The organism is Paenibacillus terrigena DSM 21567, assembly GCF_000374845.1.
In the GTDB taxonomy this organism is placed as follows: Bacteria; Bacillota; Bacilli; order Paenibacillales; family Paenibacillaceae; genus Paenibacillus_K; species Paenibacillus_K terrigena.
Genome location: NZ_KB895417.1, coordinates 272,435 through 290,511 on the forward strand (window position 1 = coordinate 272,435; position 18,077 = coordinate 290,511).

Genomic DNA, 18,077 nt, shown 5'->3' on the forward strand with positions numbered 1-18,077 from the left:
TCTAATATTTTTTTGGTCGAAGCATCTCCTCTAACTGCACTTTAACACTTTAAACTAAACCTAAATGGATTCGACAAAAAAAGAATGAAAATCCTCTGCATCCCTTCCAGATAACGACAACATCCTGTGATCGCTTCCCTTATAATAAGGCTTGTGCTTCATTAGGAAGCCCAAAATGCTGCCAGATGATGATACGTGATACATAGAAATATATTAAAAAGCGAGGGTACATAATATGAGCGAAGAGCAAGCTTTTGAAACCGTATCGGTTCACAAGGAAGCGAATGCACCGGCTAAGATTGAGATCGATGTCATTAAGATGCTACATCAGCTCGGAATTGAGGAAGAACGGTGGCCCTTGGAGATCATTCAGAAGCGTGTGCTGCCAGATCCTTCTTAACAAACGAACAATCCTCAGTCAAATGAATGGCGAGAGATTATATTCACTTGATTGAGGATTGTTATGTTTTCTTCTTATGATTTCATCATACGTTCGGCGCGAACAAATGCGATGAAGCGACGGGCTTCATCATCCGTTAATTGTTGTCCATCGACGGTTAGATTAAATCGTTCTAAGAGTTCCGAATCGGCGAGCTCTAATTGCTCCGTAAAGTGTTCGATTTCAGGATCTAGAACATGCTGTGAGGTATTCGTTCTACCGATGAGGTAGTCGATGGATACCTGGAATAGATCGGCTAGCTGTGTCAACGTCTCAAAATCTGGCTTTCTGCGGTTCTTCTCATAGTGTGACAGTGCTGCTCGGCTGATGCCGATCATCGTTGCCAACTCCTCTTGCGTCCACCCTTTTTGCTCCCGCAGTTCTGAGATTCGATTCCCGTTTTTCATATGTTTTCCTCCCCAAGGATGCTATGCAATCTAAAATCGACAACGATAAAAAACGCTTGACATGTTACAAATTGTATCGTAAATTAATAGTGTCATCTATGATACAAAATGTATCGTAAAGCGATGTTTTGAAACAACAAGTAGCATTATTCCCTTTTTTAAGCTAGGTTAATCCTGCTCATTCCCATGAATAAAAGAAGGAATCGGTGTATGCAACATAAACAAAAACCTATTGGAAGAAAGAATATCAGACTTCGGCTCATCCCACCTCTGATCGGCCAATTGTGTATTGAAGCCGTAAATGGCGAGCCTGTGAAGAGCAATGCACATCCCGTGCTTATCGTCCACATGAGTCCTTCAGGATTGCGAATTTGCTCGCACCTCAAGTTCCCTGTAGAGTCCCACTATGAATTACGAATTGAAATGCGAATACTTCAGGTTCATTTGGAACTGAGGGGCGCTGTTGAGTGGAGGACTGAAGAAGAGAACTTGTACGAATACGGCGTTACGCTGCTTCAGACTGAGGCTGAGAGGCTCCTCTTAAGTAAATTACTCCATGACTATCTAAGATCAATCATTCCTGAGCAAGAGCGAATTCATCAATTATATAGCACATTGTTACGAAGTGTGTCATCGGATCACTAGAATATCATTTTACTATATTTCTGACAGCTGTGCATTAGTGAAATAGTCGCAAAAATAGGGAATCAGGTGAGAGGTATGATCGATACGCATTGTCACATTTTGCCGAATTGTGATGATGGGGCGCAGACGATTCAAGATTCTCTTCGGATGGCCGCAGTAGCCGTTACGCAAGGAATACATACAATTATTGCGACACCCCATCATGGAACGAAGCGATATAGTAATACTGCAATAAAAATACAAGAAGGTGTTATCAAGTTAAATGAAAGGCTAAAACTGAACGGGATTCAACTTACGGTTTTGCCTGGGCAAGAATTTCGATTAAATGAATTCTACAAGGTGGATCATCAAACAGGTAGATTACAGACGATGGCTGGAACATCCTATTTGCTTGTCGAACTTCCCACTCGAATGATACCGTCATATTTTTTTGAATTTATTAACTATATGTCCCATAACCATATAAAAGTTGTAATCGCACATCCCGAGCGGAATGTTGGCGTAATTCGAAATTCAAAACAGTTATACGAGTGGATTGAGGCGGGAGTGATGTTGCAAGTTACATCGCAGTCATTAGTAGGTGTTTTTGGGAAAAAAGTCCAAAAAATTGCGGCTCTTATATGCAAACGTAAATGGGCGCACTTCCTTGCATCAGATGCTCATAATACGTTGAAGCGAAGTTTTTATCTACGCGAAGGTTACGCAGCAATTGAGCAGTTGTGTGGAAGGAAGTATGTAAATTCAATATTACAAAATGCTGAGGGGCTTGTCATCAGGAAGTAACTGTCGGAATGAATCCATTTAGCGGAAAATATTGGGGGTGGGACCGTGGAACTGAGACAATTTTTACAATTACTAAGAAGAAAAATGTGGCTTATTTCCTTTATTGTCATACTTGTTACAGCATCGGCGGGTATTTATACAGTATTTTTTGTATCTCCTACTTATGAGGCCACCAATAAACTCGTTGTGAATAAATCTGATGTAGATAGGTCCGGAAACTCATTATTGGATGTCAACTCTATCAATACGAATATTATGTTAATCAATACCTACAAAGAAATTATTAGTTCAGGAGCGATCTTAGACAAGGTTGTAGAACGATATCCTGACATGAATATCTCTGCAGAGGAATTATTTTATCGAATAAAAGTATTAACGACACAAAACTCACAGATTATTACGCTGAAAGTGACGGATGGATCTTATCAAAAGGCTGCGACATTAGTAAATGCTATTTCAGAAGTGTTCAAAGAAGAAGTTCCTAAAATAATGATGGTTGATAATATTACAGTTCTAGACTCAGCGAAACTCAATGATCATGCGGTAAAGGTGGGTCCAGCGCTCAAATTAAATCTTGTGATGGCTTTTGTGCTCTCGTTCATGTTGTCAGCTGGAGGAGTTCTATTGTTAGATTTTTTGGATGACTCCGTGAAAACAGAAGTTGAAGTTAAGCAATTATTTGGATTAGAGACCATAGGGGTGATATCAAGAATCCGAAAGAAAGATTTAAAGAAAAAGTGTAACAAAACATCCAAAAAACAAGCGGGTGAAAATTATGTCACGATTAGCCAGTGAAACAAAACTTATCATGGAGATTAACCCTAACTCACCTATTGCAGAAGCTTATCGTACTTTGAAACTTAATATTCAATTTTCGGAATGGGATAGGAAGCTACAAGTTATTGCTGTGACATCAAGTATTCCTGGAGAAGGCAAAACGACAACAATTAGTAACCTTGCTGTTTGTTTCGCTAAAGAAGGCAAGAAGGTTCTGATAATGGATGCTGATTTACGAAAAGCCTCTTTGCACCGTATATTTTCAATGGCAAATAAGGTTGGTTTGTCTAATGTACTTGTCAATCAATATCATGCAAGTGATGTGATTCGAACCACAGGGGTAGATAACTTATCCATTCTAACATCGGGATCCATACCTCCAAACCCTGCAGAGCTATTAACCTCACCTAATTTCATGGAAATGATTGATGAGTTAAAGAACAGCTTTGATATCATCCTAATCGATACACCTCCCATTCTAACGGTCTCAGACGGACTAATTGTTACAACTTTATGTGATGGTGTCGTTTTCGTTATTCAAGCGGGAAAGGCAAAGCGTCATTTGATAAAAAAATCAAAAGAAAAATTAGATTATGCAAAAGCACCTCTCCTAGGTGTCGTGTTAAACAATAAAAAACTGAACAAATCTGAATCACAATATTACGATTACGAACTTAAAGAAGAGTAGTTGTTGAGTTCAGGTAATGTCTATTGAACCTTTATCACTGTAGGCACTCGGTCATGCTGTGGGTATGAGAATACCTTAGACGTTTATCGTCAAGGGTGTGATGTGAGGACGGGTTTAATGCCCATTCTATTTGATTTCTAAATAAAAGTATGAGCTATATAAACTCGGCATAACGAGTCGATATAGCTGTTATTTTTATTATTTAAGCAAATGATAGATTATTCCTACGAAAGGAAGTAGTCAATGAATTATTACAGTAAAAAAATAATATTGATGACAACGGATATCGCCATGGTTTGGGTGAGTATTTATTTTGCATATTTCTCCAGAATGAGCGGTCATGTCCCTCCAGAATTCACAGCGCAGCGTATATTTTTTTCCGTATCGACGACATTGTTCTGCTTGGGGGTTATGTATTATTTCAAACTGTATAATCGAATTTGGCAATATGCTAGTGTGCCAGAAACCCTTGCTATTATGAAAGCTGTGATATTTTGCTGCGGTGCATCATATCTGATGACCTATTTTTTCCTGCATGAAGCAATCCCACTATCCATCATGATTCAATCGGTGGAGACCATGATGCTTCTAATTGGTGGCGTGAGGTTCATGTGGAAATACAAGCACTATTATGATTTTAAAAGGAAGACCAATGCGCAAAAGGTACTTATCATTGGAGCTGGAGATTGCGGAAGTATTATCGCGAAAGAATTACAAGCGAATCGTATGTCTAATATGAATCCTGTAGGATTCATAGATGATGATACGACGAAGCATAAGTATCAAATTCATGGGGTTCCGGTTCTTGGGGCGAGAGATAATATCATTCATACCGTATCTAAATTGAACGTGGAACATATTATTATTGCTATGCCATCTGCATCCTCAAATGCGATTTCAGAGATTATTGAGATCTGTAAAAAAACCAAGGCAAAGCTTAAAATAATTCCTATTTTGAGTGATGTGATTGAAGGTAAGGTAGCTATCCAACAAATACGTGATGTGGAAGTTGAGGATCTCTTGGGTAGAGAGTGCGTGAATGTTGATCTAGAGGGTATCGCCAATTATGTTGAGCGAAAAATAGTGCTTGTTACGGGAGCAGGAGGATCGATTGGTTCGGAACTCTGTCGTCAAATATCATCATTTCATCCAAGTACACTTCTATTACTAGGGCATGGTGAAAATAGTATTTATACCATCGAGATGGAATTACGTACAAAGTTTCCCCACATAAGATTGGAGAGTATTATCGCTGATGTGCAAGACCGAGATCGTATAGAGCAAATTTTTAAAGAATATCGGCCACAGGTCATCTTTCATGCTGCAGCTCACAAGCATGTCCCATTAATGGAACAAAACCCAGCAGAGGCTATTAAGAATAATGTGTTCGGGACGAGAAATGTAGCAGAATGCGCGGATCTATATGGTGCACAACGATTTGTTCTTATTTCAACGGATAAAGCTGTTAACCCAACGAGTGTTATGGGAACAACAAAACGGATCGCTGAGATGATTATTCAAAGCTTAAGTCGTAGCAGCAGTACGGTTTTTGCAGCTGTTCGATTTGGAAATGTTCTAGGGAGTAGAGGGAGTGTTATTCCACGATTTAAAGAACAAATAAAAAATGGTGGTCCTGTTACGGTTACGCATCCAGAAATGACACGTTATTTTATGACCATTCAAGAAGCTGTTCAATTGGTTATCCAAGCTGGAGCTTTCGCTGAAGGTGGAGAGGTGTTTGTCCTTGACATGGGCGCGCCTGTAAAAATTGTTGACTTGGCTAGTGATTTAATACGATTGTCGGGATTCGAGCCCGAGGTTGATATCAAAATAGCTTATTCTGGTATTCGACCTGGAGAGAAATTATATGAGGAATTGTTGACGAACGAAGAAGGCCTAAGCTCAACAATACATAATCGGATATTTATTGGAAAGGCTCAAGAAGTAGATTGGAGTCAATTACAGGTTGATATGAGTCGCCTAAGTTTGATATTAGATCAAGATAAATCAGATATACATCGTTATCTATCGTACATTGTACCAAGTTTTAATTCTCTTGTTATGGAGGAGCAATCTCAAGCAAGTAAGGAAATAAATCCAGAGTGGGTCTTTGCAGGTGTCTAAACCGATATTCACAATAGGCGGAGGATAGATCGTGAGAATACTTTTCTTAACATTGTCGTATCCAGAAGAAGGAAATGATAGGAATATATATACGGATCTCATGCATGAGTTCTACGAGCAGGGAGATGAAGTATATGTCCTGTGCCAAAGAGAACGCCGTTCAGGAAAACCAACGACATTCAATTTCGAAAAGGGTGTAAATGTTCTTAGGGTACGTACAGGAAATATAACTAAAACGTCATTAGTTGAGAAAGGGATCTCAACACTACTCATTGAGAAGCAATATGTAAATGCGATCAAAAAGTATCTGCAAGGGGTCAAGTTTGACCTCTTGATTTATTCTACACCGCCAATTACGTTCGAGAATGTCGTGAAACATATTCAACGGCGTGATAGATGTAAAAGCTATTTGCTCTTGAAAGATATTTTTCCACAAAATGCAGTCGATATCGGAATGTTGAAGCCAAATGGATTGCTTTGGCGTTATTTTAGAAATAAAGAAAAGCGCCTATATGAAGCCTCGGATTTCATTGGTTGTATGTCTCGAGCCAACGTGGAATATGTGTTGAAACATAATCCAGAAATAAGCCGCAGTAAAGTTGAGGAGTGTCCGAATTGTATTAATCCATTACCTCTTCGGAGGAGTCATAACAAGCGTAATGATATTCGACTTCGATACGGGATCCCTCAGGATTCCGTTGTTTTCATTTATGGCGGTAATTTGGGCAAACCACAGGGGATGGATTTCTTTCTTGAGGTCCTTGAGGTCGTAAAAGATCGAACAGATCTCTATTTCCTCATCGTTGGTGCAGGAACAGAATATGATCGGATTCATTCTCGTTTACATGATGGAAAGTTTTCAAATGTTATGATCAGACGATTTCTACCAACAGCAGAATATGATGAGTTGTTAGAAAGCTGTGATGTGGGATTGGTTTTCTTAGATTCGAGATTCACGATCCCCAATTTCCCGTCGAGACTAACATCCTATATGGAATCAGGTCTACCTGTTGTATGTGCAACGGATGTCAACACAGATCTCAAGGATGTGATTCATGAGGCGGGCTGCGGAATGTGGACGGAAAGTAATGATGTTCTTGGGTTTATTGAATTGATAAATACAATAGCGTTAGCCGATCCAGAACTTCGAGCTCGAATGGGGTTAAATGGTCGAGCGTATTTGGAGAAGCATTATACGGTTTCAAGAGCTTATCAAATTATTACTGCGCATGTATAAGTCTAGTCGAAATTAGAATATGTGGGGGTTGGTAGGGAATGTTTGAAGGGAAATGTCTTCTAATTACCGGCGGTACAGGTTCATTTGGTAATGCTGTGTTACATCGATTTCTGAATACAAACATCCGTGAAATCCGAATCTTCTCGCGGGATGAGAAGAAGCAAGATGATATGCGGAAAGAACTGCACCATGAGAAAGTTAAGTTTATTATTGGTGACGTTCGTGATTACTCAAGTATTGAGTCAGCGATGCGTGGGGTCGATTACATTTTTCATGCAGCGGCGTTGAAGCAGGTGCCTTCTTGTGAATTTTTCCCGTTGGAAGCAGTTAAGACGAATGTTATAGGAACTGAGAATGTACTAAATGCAGCAATTGCACACGGCGTAGAAAAGGTTGTATGCCTATCAACGGATAAAGCCGTGTATCCAATCAACGCTATGGGTATTTCCAAGGCAATGATGGAAAAGGTTATGGTGGCTAAATCTCGCACTGTATCTCCTCAGCAAACGCTAATTTGCGGTACGAGGTATGGAAATGTGATGTGTTCAAGAGGCTCCGTAATACCATTATTTATCCAGCAGATCAAGAATGATCAACCATTAACGATAACCGACCAGTCGATGACACGGTATTTAATGTCACTCGAAGAAGCCGTTGAACTTGTTTTATTTGCATTTGAGCATGCGAAGCAAGGTGATATTTTCGTACAAAAAGCACCGGCTTCGACGATTGGAGACTTAACTTTTGCCTTACGGGATTTATTTGAAGCAAGGAACGAATTAAAGATCATTGGAACGCGTCATGGGGAAAAATTATATGAAACGCTCTTAACGCGTGAGGAAATGGCTCATGCAGAGGATTTAGGTTTATATTATCGGATTTCTGCGGATACAAGAGATCTGAACTATGATAGTTACTTTACACGGGGTGAACAGGTCATTAGTGAGAGCTTTGAGTATAACTCGCATAATGCTGAGCGTTTAGATATCCCTCAGATCAGAGAGCTACTTTTAACATTGGATTACGTCAGAGCCGAAATTAAAAATTGGAGTGTACGGGTATGAAAACAGTATTGATTACAGGCGTCAATGGGTTTATCGGGAGCAATTTAGCCACCTCTCTGAGCCAGACTGGTAATGTCGAAATTCTGAAATTCGGCAAGGAAAATACACCAGAGCAGTTGAGAGAGTTGATTGCCAAGGCAGATTTTGTATATCATCTTGCAGGAGACAATCGTCCTCTGAATCCTCAAGAATTTGATTCTGGCAATAGAGGGCTTACCGAGCTGCTGTTGGATTGTATTCAAGAAAATGGAAGGAATATTCCAGTCCTTTTGTCCTCATCGATCCAAGTTTCTTTAGATAATGCTTATGGTATGAGCAAAAAAGATGCTGAAGAACTTGTGAAGAATTATGCAGTAAAGACTGGTGCCAAAGTATATGTGTATCGCTTGCCTAATGTATTTGGTAAATGGTGCAGGCCCAATTATAATTCGGTCGTGGCGACATTCTGCCACAATATTGCCACCCATCAACCGATTCAGATCCATGATCGCAACACGGAGTTAAATCTTGTCTATATCGATGATGTGATTGAGGAATTTACAAGAGTACTCAATGAAATAGATCATCGGGATGTTAGCGGTCATTGTTCCGTGGAACGTACGTTTAAGGTGAAGTTGGGCGATTTAGCAGATACATTGTATTCTTTTCAAGGCAGCAGGGATTCTCTGGTCGTACATAATCTAGCTGGTGATTTTGAGAGATTCTTATATGCGACCTATCTATCTTATTTGGATGAAAGTAATTTCAGTTACGCCCTTGAGATGAAGCAAGACCATCGCGGCTGGCTTGCTGAGTTTATTAAATCGGATCATTTGGGCCAAATATTTATTTCACGCACCAAACCAGGAATTACACGTGGCAACCACTGGCATCATACGAAAGTAGAGAAGTTTCTTGTAATCGATGGAGAAGCTATCATTAAATTCCGGCATGTTAATGCGGATTTTGACATTGAATATCATGTTACTGGAAATGAGTTGAAAGTTCTAGATATACCTCCGGGTTATGCGCACTCTATTACAAATATTGGTGACAGCGATGTGTTAACGTTGTTCTGGGCCAGTGAAATATTTGATACTGCGAAATCGGACACTTATTATTTGGAGGTTTAACTTGTGAATAAATTGAAATTGATGACGATTGTAGGTACGAGACCCGAAATTATTAGACTATCCGAGTGTATTAAAGCTTGTGACCAATATTTTGAACATGTACTTGTACATACAGGTCAGAATTGGGATTACACGTTGAATGAAGTTTTCTTTAAAGAATTAGGTTTACGGGAACCTGATTATTATTTGAATGCGGTCGGTGAACATCTAGGGGAGACCATGGGCAATATCATTCACAAATCTTTTTCCGTTCTGCAACAAGAAAGACCGGATGCATTATTAATTCTCGGAGACACCAATAGTGCACTAAGCGCAATTGCTGCAAAACGTCTTAAGGTACCAATATTTCATATGGAGGCTGGTAACCGCTGTTTTGATCAAAATGTTCCCGAAGAGATTAATCGTAAAATTGTAGATCATATCAGTGATATTAATCTGCCTTATACCGAGCATAGTCGAAGATATCTTCTATCCGAAGGGATTCGTAAAGAGCATATTTTTGTTACAGGATCACCGATGACTGAGGTTTTAGATAAGAATAGGGATAACATTGAGAAGAGCAAGGTGCTTCATGAATTAGGCTTGGAAGCTGGGAAATATATACTAGTCTCGGCTCATCGTGAAGAAAATATAGATCATGCACGCAATTTCCTTTCGCTCATGAATGCACTTAACCGCATAGCAGATCAATATGAGCTGCCTATTATTTATTCAACACACCCAAGAAGTTGGAAACGAATCGAAGAGTCGGGGTTCAAGTTCAATCCATTGGTTAGACAATTGAAGCCGTTCGGTTTCTTTGACTACAACCACTTGCAACTTCATTCATTCTGTGTGTTATCCGATAGCGGTACCTTATCCGAAGAGTCAGCAATCTTAAGATTCCCGGGTGTGCTTCTTAGAACATCAACAGAACGCCCTGAGGTGTTGGATAAGGGGACTGTCATTATAGGCGGGATAACGGAGCGGGATCTTGTACAAGGTATCGATTTAGCAAGACAAATGTGGACGAATGAAGAACGTGTTAAATTAGCAACGGATTATGCTGATGATAATGTATCGATTAAGGTTGTCAAAATTATTCAAAGTTATACCAAAATCGTCAACCAGTTCGTATGGTCAAAAGGCGAGTAGAATAAGGGGATGGGTCATGCATATCGTTGTTGTAGATGTACCTGCAGATCGCGGGGGGGCATTATCGATTCTTAACGATTTCTACAATTTCGTAAAGGATCATGGTCAGCGTGATCAATGGACTTTCATTGTGAGTACGCCGGAGCTTGAGGCGTGTGATCATATTCAAGTGGTTCGGCTGCCTTGGATAAGAAAGAGCTTATTACATCGATTAGGATGGGATTATTGTCTGGCAGGCCGAAGAATTAAGAAATACCGTCCCGATGTTATTTTCTCGCTGCAAAATATTCCGATCCCCTTCTCCCAAGTACCCAATATCGTATATGTTCATCAATCACTCCCATTTCAAAATGTAAAACGTTATTCGTTCTTCGATCGCAGAGAGCGTAGTATGGCATTCTATCAGCACGTGATTGGTCGACTGATTAAAGCCGGAGTACGTCGAGCCAACCAAGTCATCGTGCAGTCATCCTGGATGAAACTAGCTATGATAGATCAGACACAAATTCAGGAGAACAAGGTTGCTGTTATTCCACCCGAATTAATTATGCCTGAAATAGACCGATGTTCGCTTAAAACTGGTTATCCCATTCAAATGAATCGTTTTTTCTACCCTGCGGGTGCGAGTCATTATAAAAATCACCATTGTATTCTACAAGCGGCACGTATTTTATTAGATCGGGGTTATAAGGATTTTACGATCGAGTTCACAATGAATAAAGATGATAATTCATTAGCGAGAGAATTGTATACTGATGCGCAGCAGTTAGAGGACTGCATTCGATTCATTGGACCCTTAGCAAGAAGTGACGTGTATAAGAAATTCGCAGAATCAGTACTGTTGTTTCCTTCTTATATCGAAACTGTAGGACTTCCACTGATCGAAGCGAGAATGATTGGAGGCGTTATTCTTGCGTCGAACTGTAACTTTTCTCAGGAGAATTTAGCGGGTTATGAAAATGCAAGGTTTTTCGATCCTATGGATCCCCTTGCGTTGACCCAAGAAATGGAGTTCATTATGCAAGGGGGATGGAGCTACTCGTTACCTTCTGGTACACCTTCCAGAGTCAACAGCGGGTGGCAACCAGTGCTTAATCTAATAAAAGAATGTGTAGTCCCTACATAGGTTGAGAATAAAGGAGCAAATATCATGAATGGAGATATAATCAACAAGATTGATGATGGAACCAACGATAAATTGACTTTTGTTAGCCTATTCATACTATGTAGTCTATTTATATTTGGGCTACAGATTAAGACCATCTCATCATTAATGCTGCCTGCTGCATTCGTTGTATCTTTATTTATGAAAGGTTTAAATATACGTATGAAGCTGGTTATTGATGTGGCACTCGTCTTTCTTTTCTGTTTTATCTATTATGGCATTATGATTAGCTATAGATTAGCGGTACTTGATAAAGAAATGATATTAATTACGGTGAATTTTTGTATCGCCTATTATTTAGGAGCAATCCTCTCGCATACATATAAAAATGTACATGTGACAATCATTATTGTGATTTCTGGATTTGTTATCTTCAGTAATCTCTCAGTATATAAAAATATTCTTATGGATGGAAATACATTTGGATCAGGCTCTATTGTATTAGATAACAGAAACGTTCCTTCGATTTGGAGCTCAGATGAATCGCAGAGGATTTCCGCTACAGGATTAGGACTTTATTTGTCTTTAGGGATTACTTTAATTACATCTTTGTTTGATCGAATGAATCGATACTGGAAAGTTTATGGGGTTACGATCTCACTATTTAGTATTTTTGCGACGTTGGCGATTCAGAGCAGAACGCCTCTTCTTACGGGGATAATTACGATTCTCATAGTTGTAGCGCTATTTCTGGGTCACTCCTTTATCACACAAGAAGGTTTGATCAAACGGATATTTATATTTGGGTGTATTATTCTAGGGATCACAATATTTGCAAATCAAATTATCGAATATATTGTCAGCAGTCCTTTGTTTCGTCGTCAAGTTGAGATGGGGGTTGAAGATGTTAGATATAGTGTATGGCTCGAAGGGTTGCGTGGGCTAATAGAATTTCCAATGGGAGGACAAAAGTCTCAAAGTATATCGGCTAGCTTCTATCATAATCTTTGGTTAGATATTGGCTGGTACGGAGGAATTATTCCTGTCCTGATCCTTTTGATGATTCAAATTAAGCATATGAAGCCATTTGCACAGGCCATATTCAAACAGAAAAATTATATCGTACTTGGGACCTTGATGTCTTTCTCAACAGGGATGATGTTAGAACCCATCATGCAAGGCTATAATTATTATTTTATTCTCTCTTTTTTTATTCTGGGCTACATTCGATATTCGATGAATCAAACCGATGTCAAGGAATGGGAGTGGGCTGATGGAGCTCAAAAAAGTACTCATTATATGCTATGATTATTTGCCGATTGGTTCCCCCCATGCATATCGATGGTCTGCTATTGCTGAGAAGTGGGTCGAGAATGGGCATCAAGTTGATATTGTATCTGTTCGTAAACCGGGTTTGCTGCAACAAGAAAAAATGAAGGGTGTTAACGTTCATCGCGTAGCCGGAGGATTATTAGAAAGAGTAAGGAAGCGTGTTACATCCAAAGTTCATGCAGCGCAAGACCAAAAAGAAAATCAGACAACATTGAAGTCATCTGCTAAGAAAATGATCGTGAAAACATTGAAAATGCTTCATGATATGACCTGGAAAAAAATATATTGGCCAGATTACGCTTGCCTATGGTTCTACCCTGCCTATCGGAGAGCAAAAAGCTTACAGGTAAAGCATGGATATGATTTTGTTGTCAGTGTGTCGCATCCATTCACCAGTCATGTGGTCGCTAATCGACTAAAAACCAAGAATCCTGAACTCACTTGGTTAGTTGATGTTGGCGATCCTTTTTGTATTCTCGAAGAGACGCCTACGAATAATGTACTCCTGTATCAACGTTTGAACTATAAATATGAACGTCTAATATTCCAGAATGCCAACGCGGTAGGGATTACGCCAGAAGCCATCGCATCCTATATAACGATTTTTCCAGAGAGTGAAAACAAAATGCATGTCATCCCTCCCATGTTAACGATTCAAAAAGCGCCTGAGTCATTGGATGTATTTAAAGAGGATGGGAAAATAAGATTTGTTTTCATCGGAACGTTATACCGTAAAATACGGAATCCGGATTTTCTGCTCCAATTATTTCGTCGAATGCTAGATACTCCTTATGGCGATAGGCTAGAGCTCCATTTTTTTGGGAATGTGCATGATTGTGAAGCTAGTTTTACGTCGTATGAAGATCTCCTTCATACCCATATATTTATGCATGGTGTTGTAGAGCATCATGTCGCATTAAATGCCATGCAACAGGCCGATGTCCTCGTGAATATCAGTAATCGGACACCGCTTCAGCTACCAAGTAAAGTGGTTGAATATGCAAGTACGGGCAATCGTATCCTGAATATCGCGGATATTGATCATGATAATTCAGAAATATTTTTCAACCGTTATCCTAGCGCAATCACCATACGCTCAAATCTAGCTATTCTTGATGAAGAGGTAGTGTCTTTACTGGAGAAATTGTTCGGAATGTCTAATCTTAAAGGAGAGACCCTCTCCGATTGGATGAGGCCCTATCAACTAAATACGATATCAGATCAATTCATGGGAATTTTGTCACATAGCTAAAGGGTGCAGGAGGGAACTCAGTGCGCATTTATGTCTTCAAAAAAAGAAACAAGAGGTTTCTGTTCCCCCTTATAGGTTTCACTGTTCTATGTGTTCTCATTATGACTTGGTTGAGTTGGAAACGTTCTGTCCTTATTGTAGACAACGGTCGGGCGAATGCCATTATCGTCATTCCGACCGATGCAGATAATCAGCTCATGGAAGGGGCGAATTTTTTATCTGAGTATGTGTGGAAATCCACGAAGGTGAAGTTACCCATTAAGTATGTAACGGAGTTGGAGCCTTCCGATCAGGAACTAACCCATATAATGATTGGGGACATTCGAAGCATAGAGAATGGAAACGTCAAGAAAGAGCTCCGAGAAATCGATGAGGATGGTTTTCTGATTGAAGTGCAAGACAAGATTATCACCATATTGGGAGGCACACCTTATGGGGCCCAATTCGGAGTATATGAATTCCTTGAGCGATATGTTGGTGTGAGCTGGTTGATGCCAGGTCCTGATGGGGAAGATGTAATTGCGAGATCAAGTTTATCGATTCCATATGTAAAAATACGTGAGGAGCCAGCATATCAATCGCGTGTCTTGTTTGGGCTGCAGTTATCGGAACTCATCATTCAGGATAATGGTCCGAATTATACATGGGGGATTCGGAATCGATTACATCAACGGATTTCTGGATATCAGCATCATATGTGGAGTCTATTCCTCCCTCAAAAAGGATTGCCGAGTGAAAAATATCCGATAACCCATCCAGAATTTTATCCGCTTCGGAATGGAGAGCGATTTATTCCGACCACGCAGATCGGCTGGCAACCATGTTTTTCGGAACCAGGGACGATAACAGCAGCAATAGATACAATTGTGGATTTTTTTAATAACCATCCCGAGATTTCTTCGTTCTCACTAGCAATTAATGATAACGGTGGTTTCTGCGAAACGGAACTAGATCATCCGAAGAATCCGCATCGACTGAATTCAATCGGAGAACCCGATATGTCTGAAATCTATTACGCGTGGGTTAATCGAGTCGTAGAAGGAGTCCTCAAGGTTCATCCCGATAAATGGTTCGGCTTACTTGCGTATGGCAGTGTAATGGATCCACCATCATTTAAGTTGAATTCGCGAATTATCCCTTATTTCACCAAAGATCGGATGGGCTGGATTGATGATCGCGTAAGGGAAAAAGATCAGCAACAAATACAGGCTTGGAACAGAGTTTCAAGCCAATTGGCTTATTATGATTATATTTACGGAACTCCGTATAAGCTTCCACGATTTTATCCTCATCAAATGGCGGAATATTTAAAGTATGGCGAGGAACAAGAGGTCATCGCATACTTTGGGGAATTGTACCCGAACTGGGGGGAAGGACCTAAAGCTTGGGTTATCGCAAAACTACTCTGGGATCCAGGCAGAAATGTGGATGAGCTTTTGAACTTTTGGTATGAACATGCTGTTGGAAAAGACGCTGCTCCGGCATTAAGAGCCTATTTCGATCATTGGGAGGAGTTCTGGACAACACGGATTAAAGAGACCGAATGGTTTCAAGAAGGGAAAGATTTAACGTATTTTCTATTTCATTCGGATTCGTATCTCGAGTCATTATCAGAAGAAGAAATGAAAGAAATGAGGTCATTACTGGAATCTGTTGTTGCAAGGACGGAGACAGCGCAGCAGAAATCACGTGCTATGATCCTGATGAAGCAATTCGAATATTATGAGGCCTCTGTATTGAGTTATCCCCGAGCGATTCAGCAACCAGTTGATACAAATACAGCAATGAACTTATTGGATCACGTACTTAGTGGGAGAACACAAGCGGATTATGCACGGAAGAAGCAAGATCTAATAGAACAGTATAGAACCGATCCCAATCATGCGCTTTTAGAGCATATGACAGGTTCTGTTATGACGCAGGAAGAGCAACAGGAGAATTCATTTGTGGAGTTTTCCTTAGTAGTAGATTACTTAAATACATATGAGACAAAAGGCGGGCCTGTGTACGATATGCTCATTCAATCCGCTGCTGGTCAGGACACGATGGCAAGAGAGCGTGCAAATCATATACTGAAGGTTGTGAGGATTGATCCATGACAGGTTTAGTGAAAAGAATGATTAAGAAATTCCGGAAGGTATGGATTTCTCGCACGAAAAAGGTAGTTTTTAAGCCGGGTTGTAACATCAGTCTTAATAGCATATTCCTAGGGAATAACGTGATAAATGAAAAAGTGGTCTTTCAAAACAGTTCTATTGGTTTTGGGTCATTTATTGGCGGTGAGTCTTTCATGGATGGTACAAAAATTGGTAGATATTGCTCCATTGGACCGAGAGTGAAGGTTGTAGCCGGTATGCATCCAACACATACCTTTGTGTCGACACATCCAGCATTTTATTCTCTTCTGAAGCAGTCTGGTTTTTCTTATGTGAATAAACAACGATTCGAAGAAATAAAATACGCTGCGCAGGATGGTTGTTATGTCTCCATTGGAAATGATGTGTGGATTGGTGCGGACGTTCGTATCCTAGGAGGAGTATCCATTGGCGATGGAGCTATTGTGGGGGCAAACGCCTTAGTTACAGCGGATGTCGAGCCTTATTCTATTGTGGCAGGTACTCCTGCTAAACATATACGCTATCGGTTCACCCAAGATGAAATTGAATTTTTAGTATGCCTTCAATGGTGGAATAAGTCCGAAGCGTGGCTTATGGAGCATGTGGAATACTTTCATGATATTGAGTTATTACGAGCTGTCGTTCAAGGCGATAACAAAGAGGTGGAATATGCATGAGTAATCTAGCTCTCGTTGCAGTCGGATATAACCGGCCAAAGTCATTACAAAGATTGTTAGAATCACTGACAAATGCGATTTATGACGGCGATGCAGTTCCGTTAATCATAAGCATTGATCAAAGTGGAAACTCGGAGGTCGAATCCATTGCGAAAGAATTCAATTGGCCTTATGGTGAGAAGGTTGTTGTGATTCAACCTGAACGTCTGGGGCTCCGCAGACATATTCTCCAGTGCGGCGATTATGCATTACAGTATGGAGCTGTAGCTCTATTGGAGGATGATTTGTTTGTCTCTCCCTATTTTTATCGATATCTCACACAAGCGATTCAGAAGTATAAAGATGAAGAATCCGTTGCAGGTATCTCACTTTATTCCCATTTGTGGAATGTGAATTCAAATAGGCCATTCATACCCATGGATGATGGGATGGATGGCTATTTTTTTCAATTTGCTCAGTCATGGGGGCAAGTGTGGACAGCAAGAATGTGGCTCGATTTTAAATGCTGGTATGAACAAAATAATGGAATGATTTCGAATGAGGATGGCCTTCCCAAAGCGATCATTCAGTGGCCAGAGTCTTCATGGCTTAAATATTATATTAAATACATTGTTCAATCTAACAAATTCTTTGTATACCCGAGGGCTTCATTGACAACCAACTTTGGTGATATTGGTCAACATGCTCAAATCTCTTCGACAAGTTATCAAGTTCCATTACTATACGGTAAAATGAATGATTTTAGCCTGCCGGCATTTGATAAGGAAAGTTTGAAATACGATGTATATTTTGAACGAATTGGGATGGGCAAAACGCTTGGATTCTCTGATCAAGATCTTTGCGTTGATTTGCATGGTGAGAAAGGAAGGGATCCTTCTAGACGCTATTGGCTTACCATGGAAATTGCTGATTATCATATTCTATCTTCCTATGGACTTCAACTGAGACCCCATGAAATGAATGTAATCACTAATAATCCAGGGAAAGAAATATTTCTCTATGATACAAGGGTTATTGAGGGCAATCCATACAACAGGAAACGAGCTAACTTACAATTGTTAAAAAGTATCTATGATATCAGAGATATTCGTAGGCAAGAAATTATCCGATTGGCTTATTATCAAGTGTATTCTTCATTTAAAAGACGGGTTCGTAGAATTTTTAGGTAACGGCGTAATTATGGA

The 18,077-nt window shown here is 40.0% G+C and carries 17 protein-coding genes; 16 read left to right on the top strand and 1 reads right to left on the bottom strand.

From position 1 onward, the window contains the following. Positions 1–235 precede the first annotated feature (235 nt). Positions 236–400, top strand: a complete 165-nt coding sequence (locus C558_RS33855) for a hypothetical protein (protein ID WP_018757556.1) — start codon at positions 236–238, stop codon at positions 398–400. A gap of 74 nt (positions 401–474) precedes the next feature. On the opposite strand, the gene C558_RS0117335 is transcribed toward C558_RS33855, so the two are convergent. Then, on the bottom strand, positions 475–846 hold the full coding sequence (locus C558_RS0117335; RefSeq protein WP_018757557.1) for a helix-turn-helix domain-containing protein: 372 nt from the start codon (positions 844–846) through the stop codon (positions 475–477). 210 nt (positions 847–1,056) lie between these two features. On the opposite strand from C558_RS0117335, the gene C558_RS0117340 reads away from it, so the two are divergent. The 15 genes from C558_RS0117340 (at position 1,057) to C558_RS31280 (ending at position 18,062) form a co-directional block, all read left to right on the top strand. After that, positions 1,057–1,491: a hypothetical protein gene (locus tag C558_RS0117340; RefSeq protein WP_018757558.1), complete on the top strand. Its 435-nt coding sequence runs from the start codon at positions 1,057–1,059 to the stop codon at positions 1,489–1,491. Between the two features lie 75 nt (positions 1,492–1,566). Continuing rightward, positions 1,567–2,274, top strand: a complete 708-nt coding sequence (locus tag C558_RS31275) for a tyrosine-protein phosphatase (protein ID WP_018757559.1) — start codon at positions 1,567–1,569, stop codon at positions 2,272–2,274. A gap of 45 nt (positions 2,275–2,319) precedes the next feature. After that, the gene (locus C558_RS0117350; RefSeq protein WP_018757560.1) at positions 2,320–3,069 is read left to right on the top strand and encodes a YveK family protein; all 750 of its coding nucleotides are present in this window, start codon (positions 2,320–2,322) and stop codon (positions 3,067–3,069) included. Continuing rightward, positions 3,050–3,739 carry a CpsD/CapB family tyrosine-protein kinase gene (locus C558_RS0117355; protein WP_018757561.1) on the top strand — a complete coding sequence of 230 codons (690 nt, stop codon included), beginning with the start codon at positions 3,050–3,052 and terminating at the stop codon, positions 3,737–3,739. Before C558_RS0117350 ends, C558_RS0117355 begins: the two co-directional genes overlap by 20 nt. Before the next feature lie 243 nt (positions 3,740–3,982). Next, the gene (locus C558_RS0117360) at positions 3,983–5,863 is read left to right on the top strand and encodes a polysaccharide biosynthesis protein (RefSeq protein ID WP_018757562.1); all 1,881 of its coding nucleotides are present in this window, start codon (positions 3,983–3,985) and stop codon (positions 5,861–5,863) included. A gap of 100 nt (positions 5,864–5,963) precedes the next feature. Next, the gene (locus tag C558_RS0117365; RefSeq protein ID WP_211220774.1) at positions 5,964–7,100 is read left to right on the top strand and encodes a glycosyltransferase family 4 protein; all 1,137 of its coding nucleotides are present in this window, start codon (positions 5,964–5,966) and stop codon (positions 7,098–7,100) included. Between the two features lie 38 nt (positions 7,101–7,138). After that, positions 7,139–8,164, top strand: a complete 1,026-nt coding sequence (locus C558_RS0117370) for a polysaccharide biosynthesis protein (RefSeq protein ID WP_018757564.1) — start codon at positions 7,139–7,141, stop codon at positions 8,162–8,164. Further along, positions 8,161–9,276, top strand: a complete 1,116-nt coding sequence (locus tag C558_RS0117375) for a polysaccharide biosynthesis C-terminal domain-containing protein (RefSeq protein WP_018757565.1) — start codon at positions 8,161–8,163, stop codon at positions 9,274–9,276. Before C558_RS0117370 ends, C558_RS0117375 begins: the two co-directional genes overlap by 4 nt. A 3-nt stretch (positions 9,277–9,279) precedes the next feature. Next, the gene (gene wecB, locus C558_RS0117380) at positions 9,280–10,410 is read left to right on the top strand and encodes a non-hydrolyzing UDP-N-acetylglucosamine 2-epimerase (protein ID WP_018757566.1); all 1,131 of its coding nucleotides are present in this window, start codon (positions 9,280–9,282) and stop codon (positions 10,408–10,410) included. Between the two features lie 16 nt (positions 10,411–10,426). Then, positions 10,427–11,536 (top strand): glycosyltransferase, encoded by a 1,110-nt coding sequence (locus tag C558_RS0117385; protein ID WP_018757567.1) that lies wholly within the window; start codon positions 10,427–10,429, stop codon positions 11,534–11,536. Positions 11,537–11,560: 24 nt separating this feature from the next. Beyond that, positions 11,561–12,823, top strand: a complete 1,263-nt coding sequence (locus tag C558_RS0117390) for a hypothetical protein (protein WP_018757568.1) — start codon at positions 11,561–11,563, stop codon at positions 12,821–12,823. Then, positions 12,789–14,099 carry a glycosyltransferase family protein gene (locus C558_RS0117395; protein WP_018757569.1) on the top strand — a complete coding sequence of 437 codons (1,311 nt, stop codon included), beginning with the start codon at positions 12,789–12,791 and terminating at the stop codon, positions 14,097–14,099. Before C558_RS0117390 ends, C558_RS0117395 begins: the two co-directional genes overlap by 35 nt. Before the next feature lie 101 nt (positions 14,100–14,200). Then, positions 14,201–16,198, top strand: coding sequence for a DUF4838 domain-containing protein (locus tag C558_RS0117400; protein WP_156826166.1), 1,998 nt, complete (start codon positions 14,201–14,203; stop codon positions 16,196–16,198). After that, entirely contained in the window at positions 16,195–16,893 is a 699-nt protein-coding gene (locus tag C558_RS35210) for a CatB-related O-acetyltransferase (protein WP_018757571.1), read from the top strand. Before C558_RS0117400 ends, C558_RS35210 begins: the two co-directional genes overlap by 4 nt. After that, positions 16,890–18,062 (top strand): glycosyltransferase, encoded by a 1,173-nt coding sequence (locus C558_RS31280; protein ID WP_018757572.1) that lies wholly within the window; start codon positions 16,890–16,892, stop codon positions 18,060–18,062. The genes C558_RS35210 and C558_RS31280 overlap by 4 nt, the downstream gene beginning before the upstream one ends. Positions 18,063–18,077 lie beyond the last annotated feature (15 nt).

Bases quoted from the DNA above. Each gene is read 5' to 3' on its own strand.
- C558_RS33855 (WP_018757556.1), top strand. From the start codon at position 236: ATGAGCGAAGAGCAAGCTTTTGAAACCGTATCGGTTCACAAGGAAGCG.
- C558_RS0117335 (WP_018757557.1), bottom strand. From the start codon at position 846: ATGAAAAACGGGAATCGAATCTCAGAACTGCGGGAGCAAAAAGGGTGG.
- C558_RS0117340 (WP_018757558.1), top strand. From the start codon at position 1,057: ATGCAACATAAACAAAAACCTATTGGAAGAAAGAATATCAGACTTCGG.
- C558_RS31275 (WP_018757559.1), top strand. From the start codon at position 1,567: ATGATCGATACGCATTGTCACATTTTGCCGAATTGTGATGATGGGGCG.
- C558_RS0117355 (WP_018757561.1), top strand. From the start codon at position 3,050: ATGTCACGATTAGCCAGTGAAACAAAACTTATCATGGAGATTAACCCT.
- C558_RS0117360 (WP_018757562.1), top strand. From the start codon at position 3,983: ATGAATTATTACAGTAAAAAAATAATATTGATGACAACGGATATCGCC.
- C558_RS0117365 (WP_211220774.1), top strand. From the start codon at position 5,964: ATGCATGAGTTCTACGAGCAGGGAGATGAAGTATATGTCCTGTGCCAA.
- C558_RS0117370 (WP_018757564.1), top strand. From the start codon at position 7,139: ATGTTTGAAGGGAAATGTCTTCTAATTACCGGCGGTACAGGTTCATTT.
- C558_RS0117375 (WP_018757565.1), top strand. From the start codon at position 8,161: ATGAAAACAGTATTGATTACAGGCGTCAATGGGTTTATCGGGAGCAAT.
- C558_RS0117385 (WP_018757567.1), top strand. From the start codon at position 10,427: ATGCATATCGTTGTTGTAGATGTACCTGCAGATCGCGGGGGGGCATTA.
- C558_RS0117390 (WP_018757568.1), top strand. From the start codon at position 11,561: ATGAATGGAGATATAATCAACAAGATTGATGATGGAACCAACGATAAA.
- C558_RS0117395 (WP_018757569.1), top strand. From the start codon at position 12,789: ATGGAGCTCAAAAAAGTACTCATTATATGCTATGATTATTTGCCGATT.
- C558_RS0117400 (WP_156826166.1), top strand. From the start codon at position 14,201: ATGACTTGGTTGAGTTGGAAACGTTCTGTCCTTATTGTAGACAACGGT.
- C558_RS35210 (WP_018757571.1), top strand. From the start codon at position 16,195: ATGACAGGTTTAGTGAAAAGAATGATTAAGAAATTCCGGAAGGTATGG.
- C558_RS31280 (WP_018757572.1), top strand. From the start codon at position 16,890: ATGAGTAATCTAGCTCTCGTTGCAGTCGGATATAACCGGCCAAAGTCA.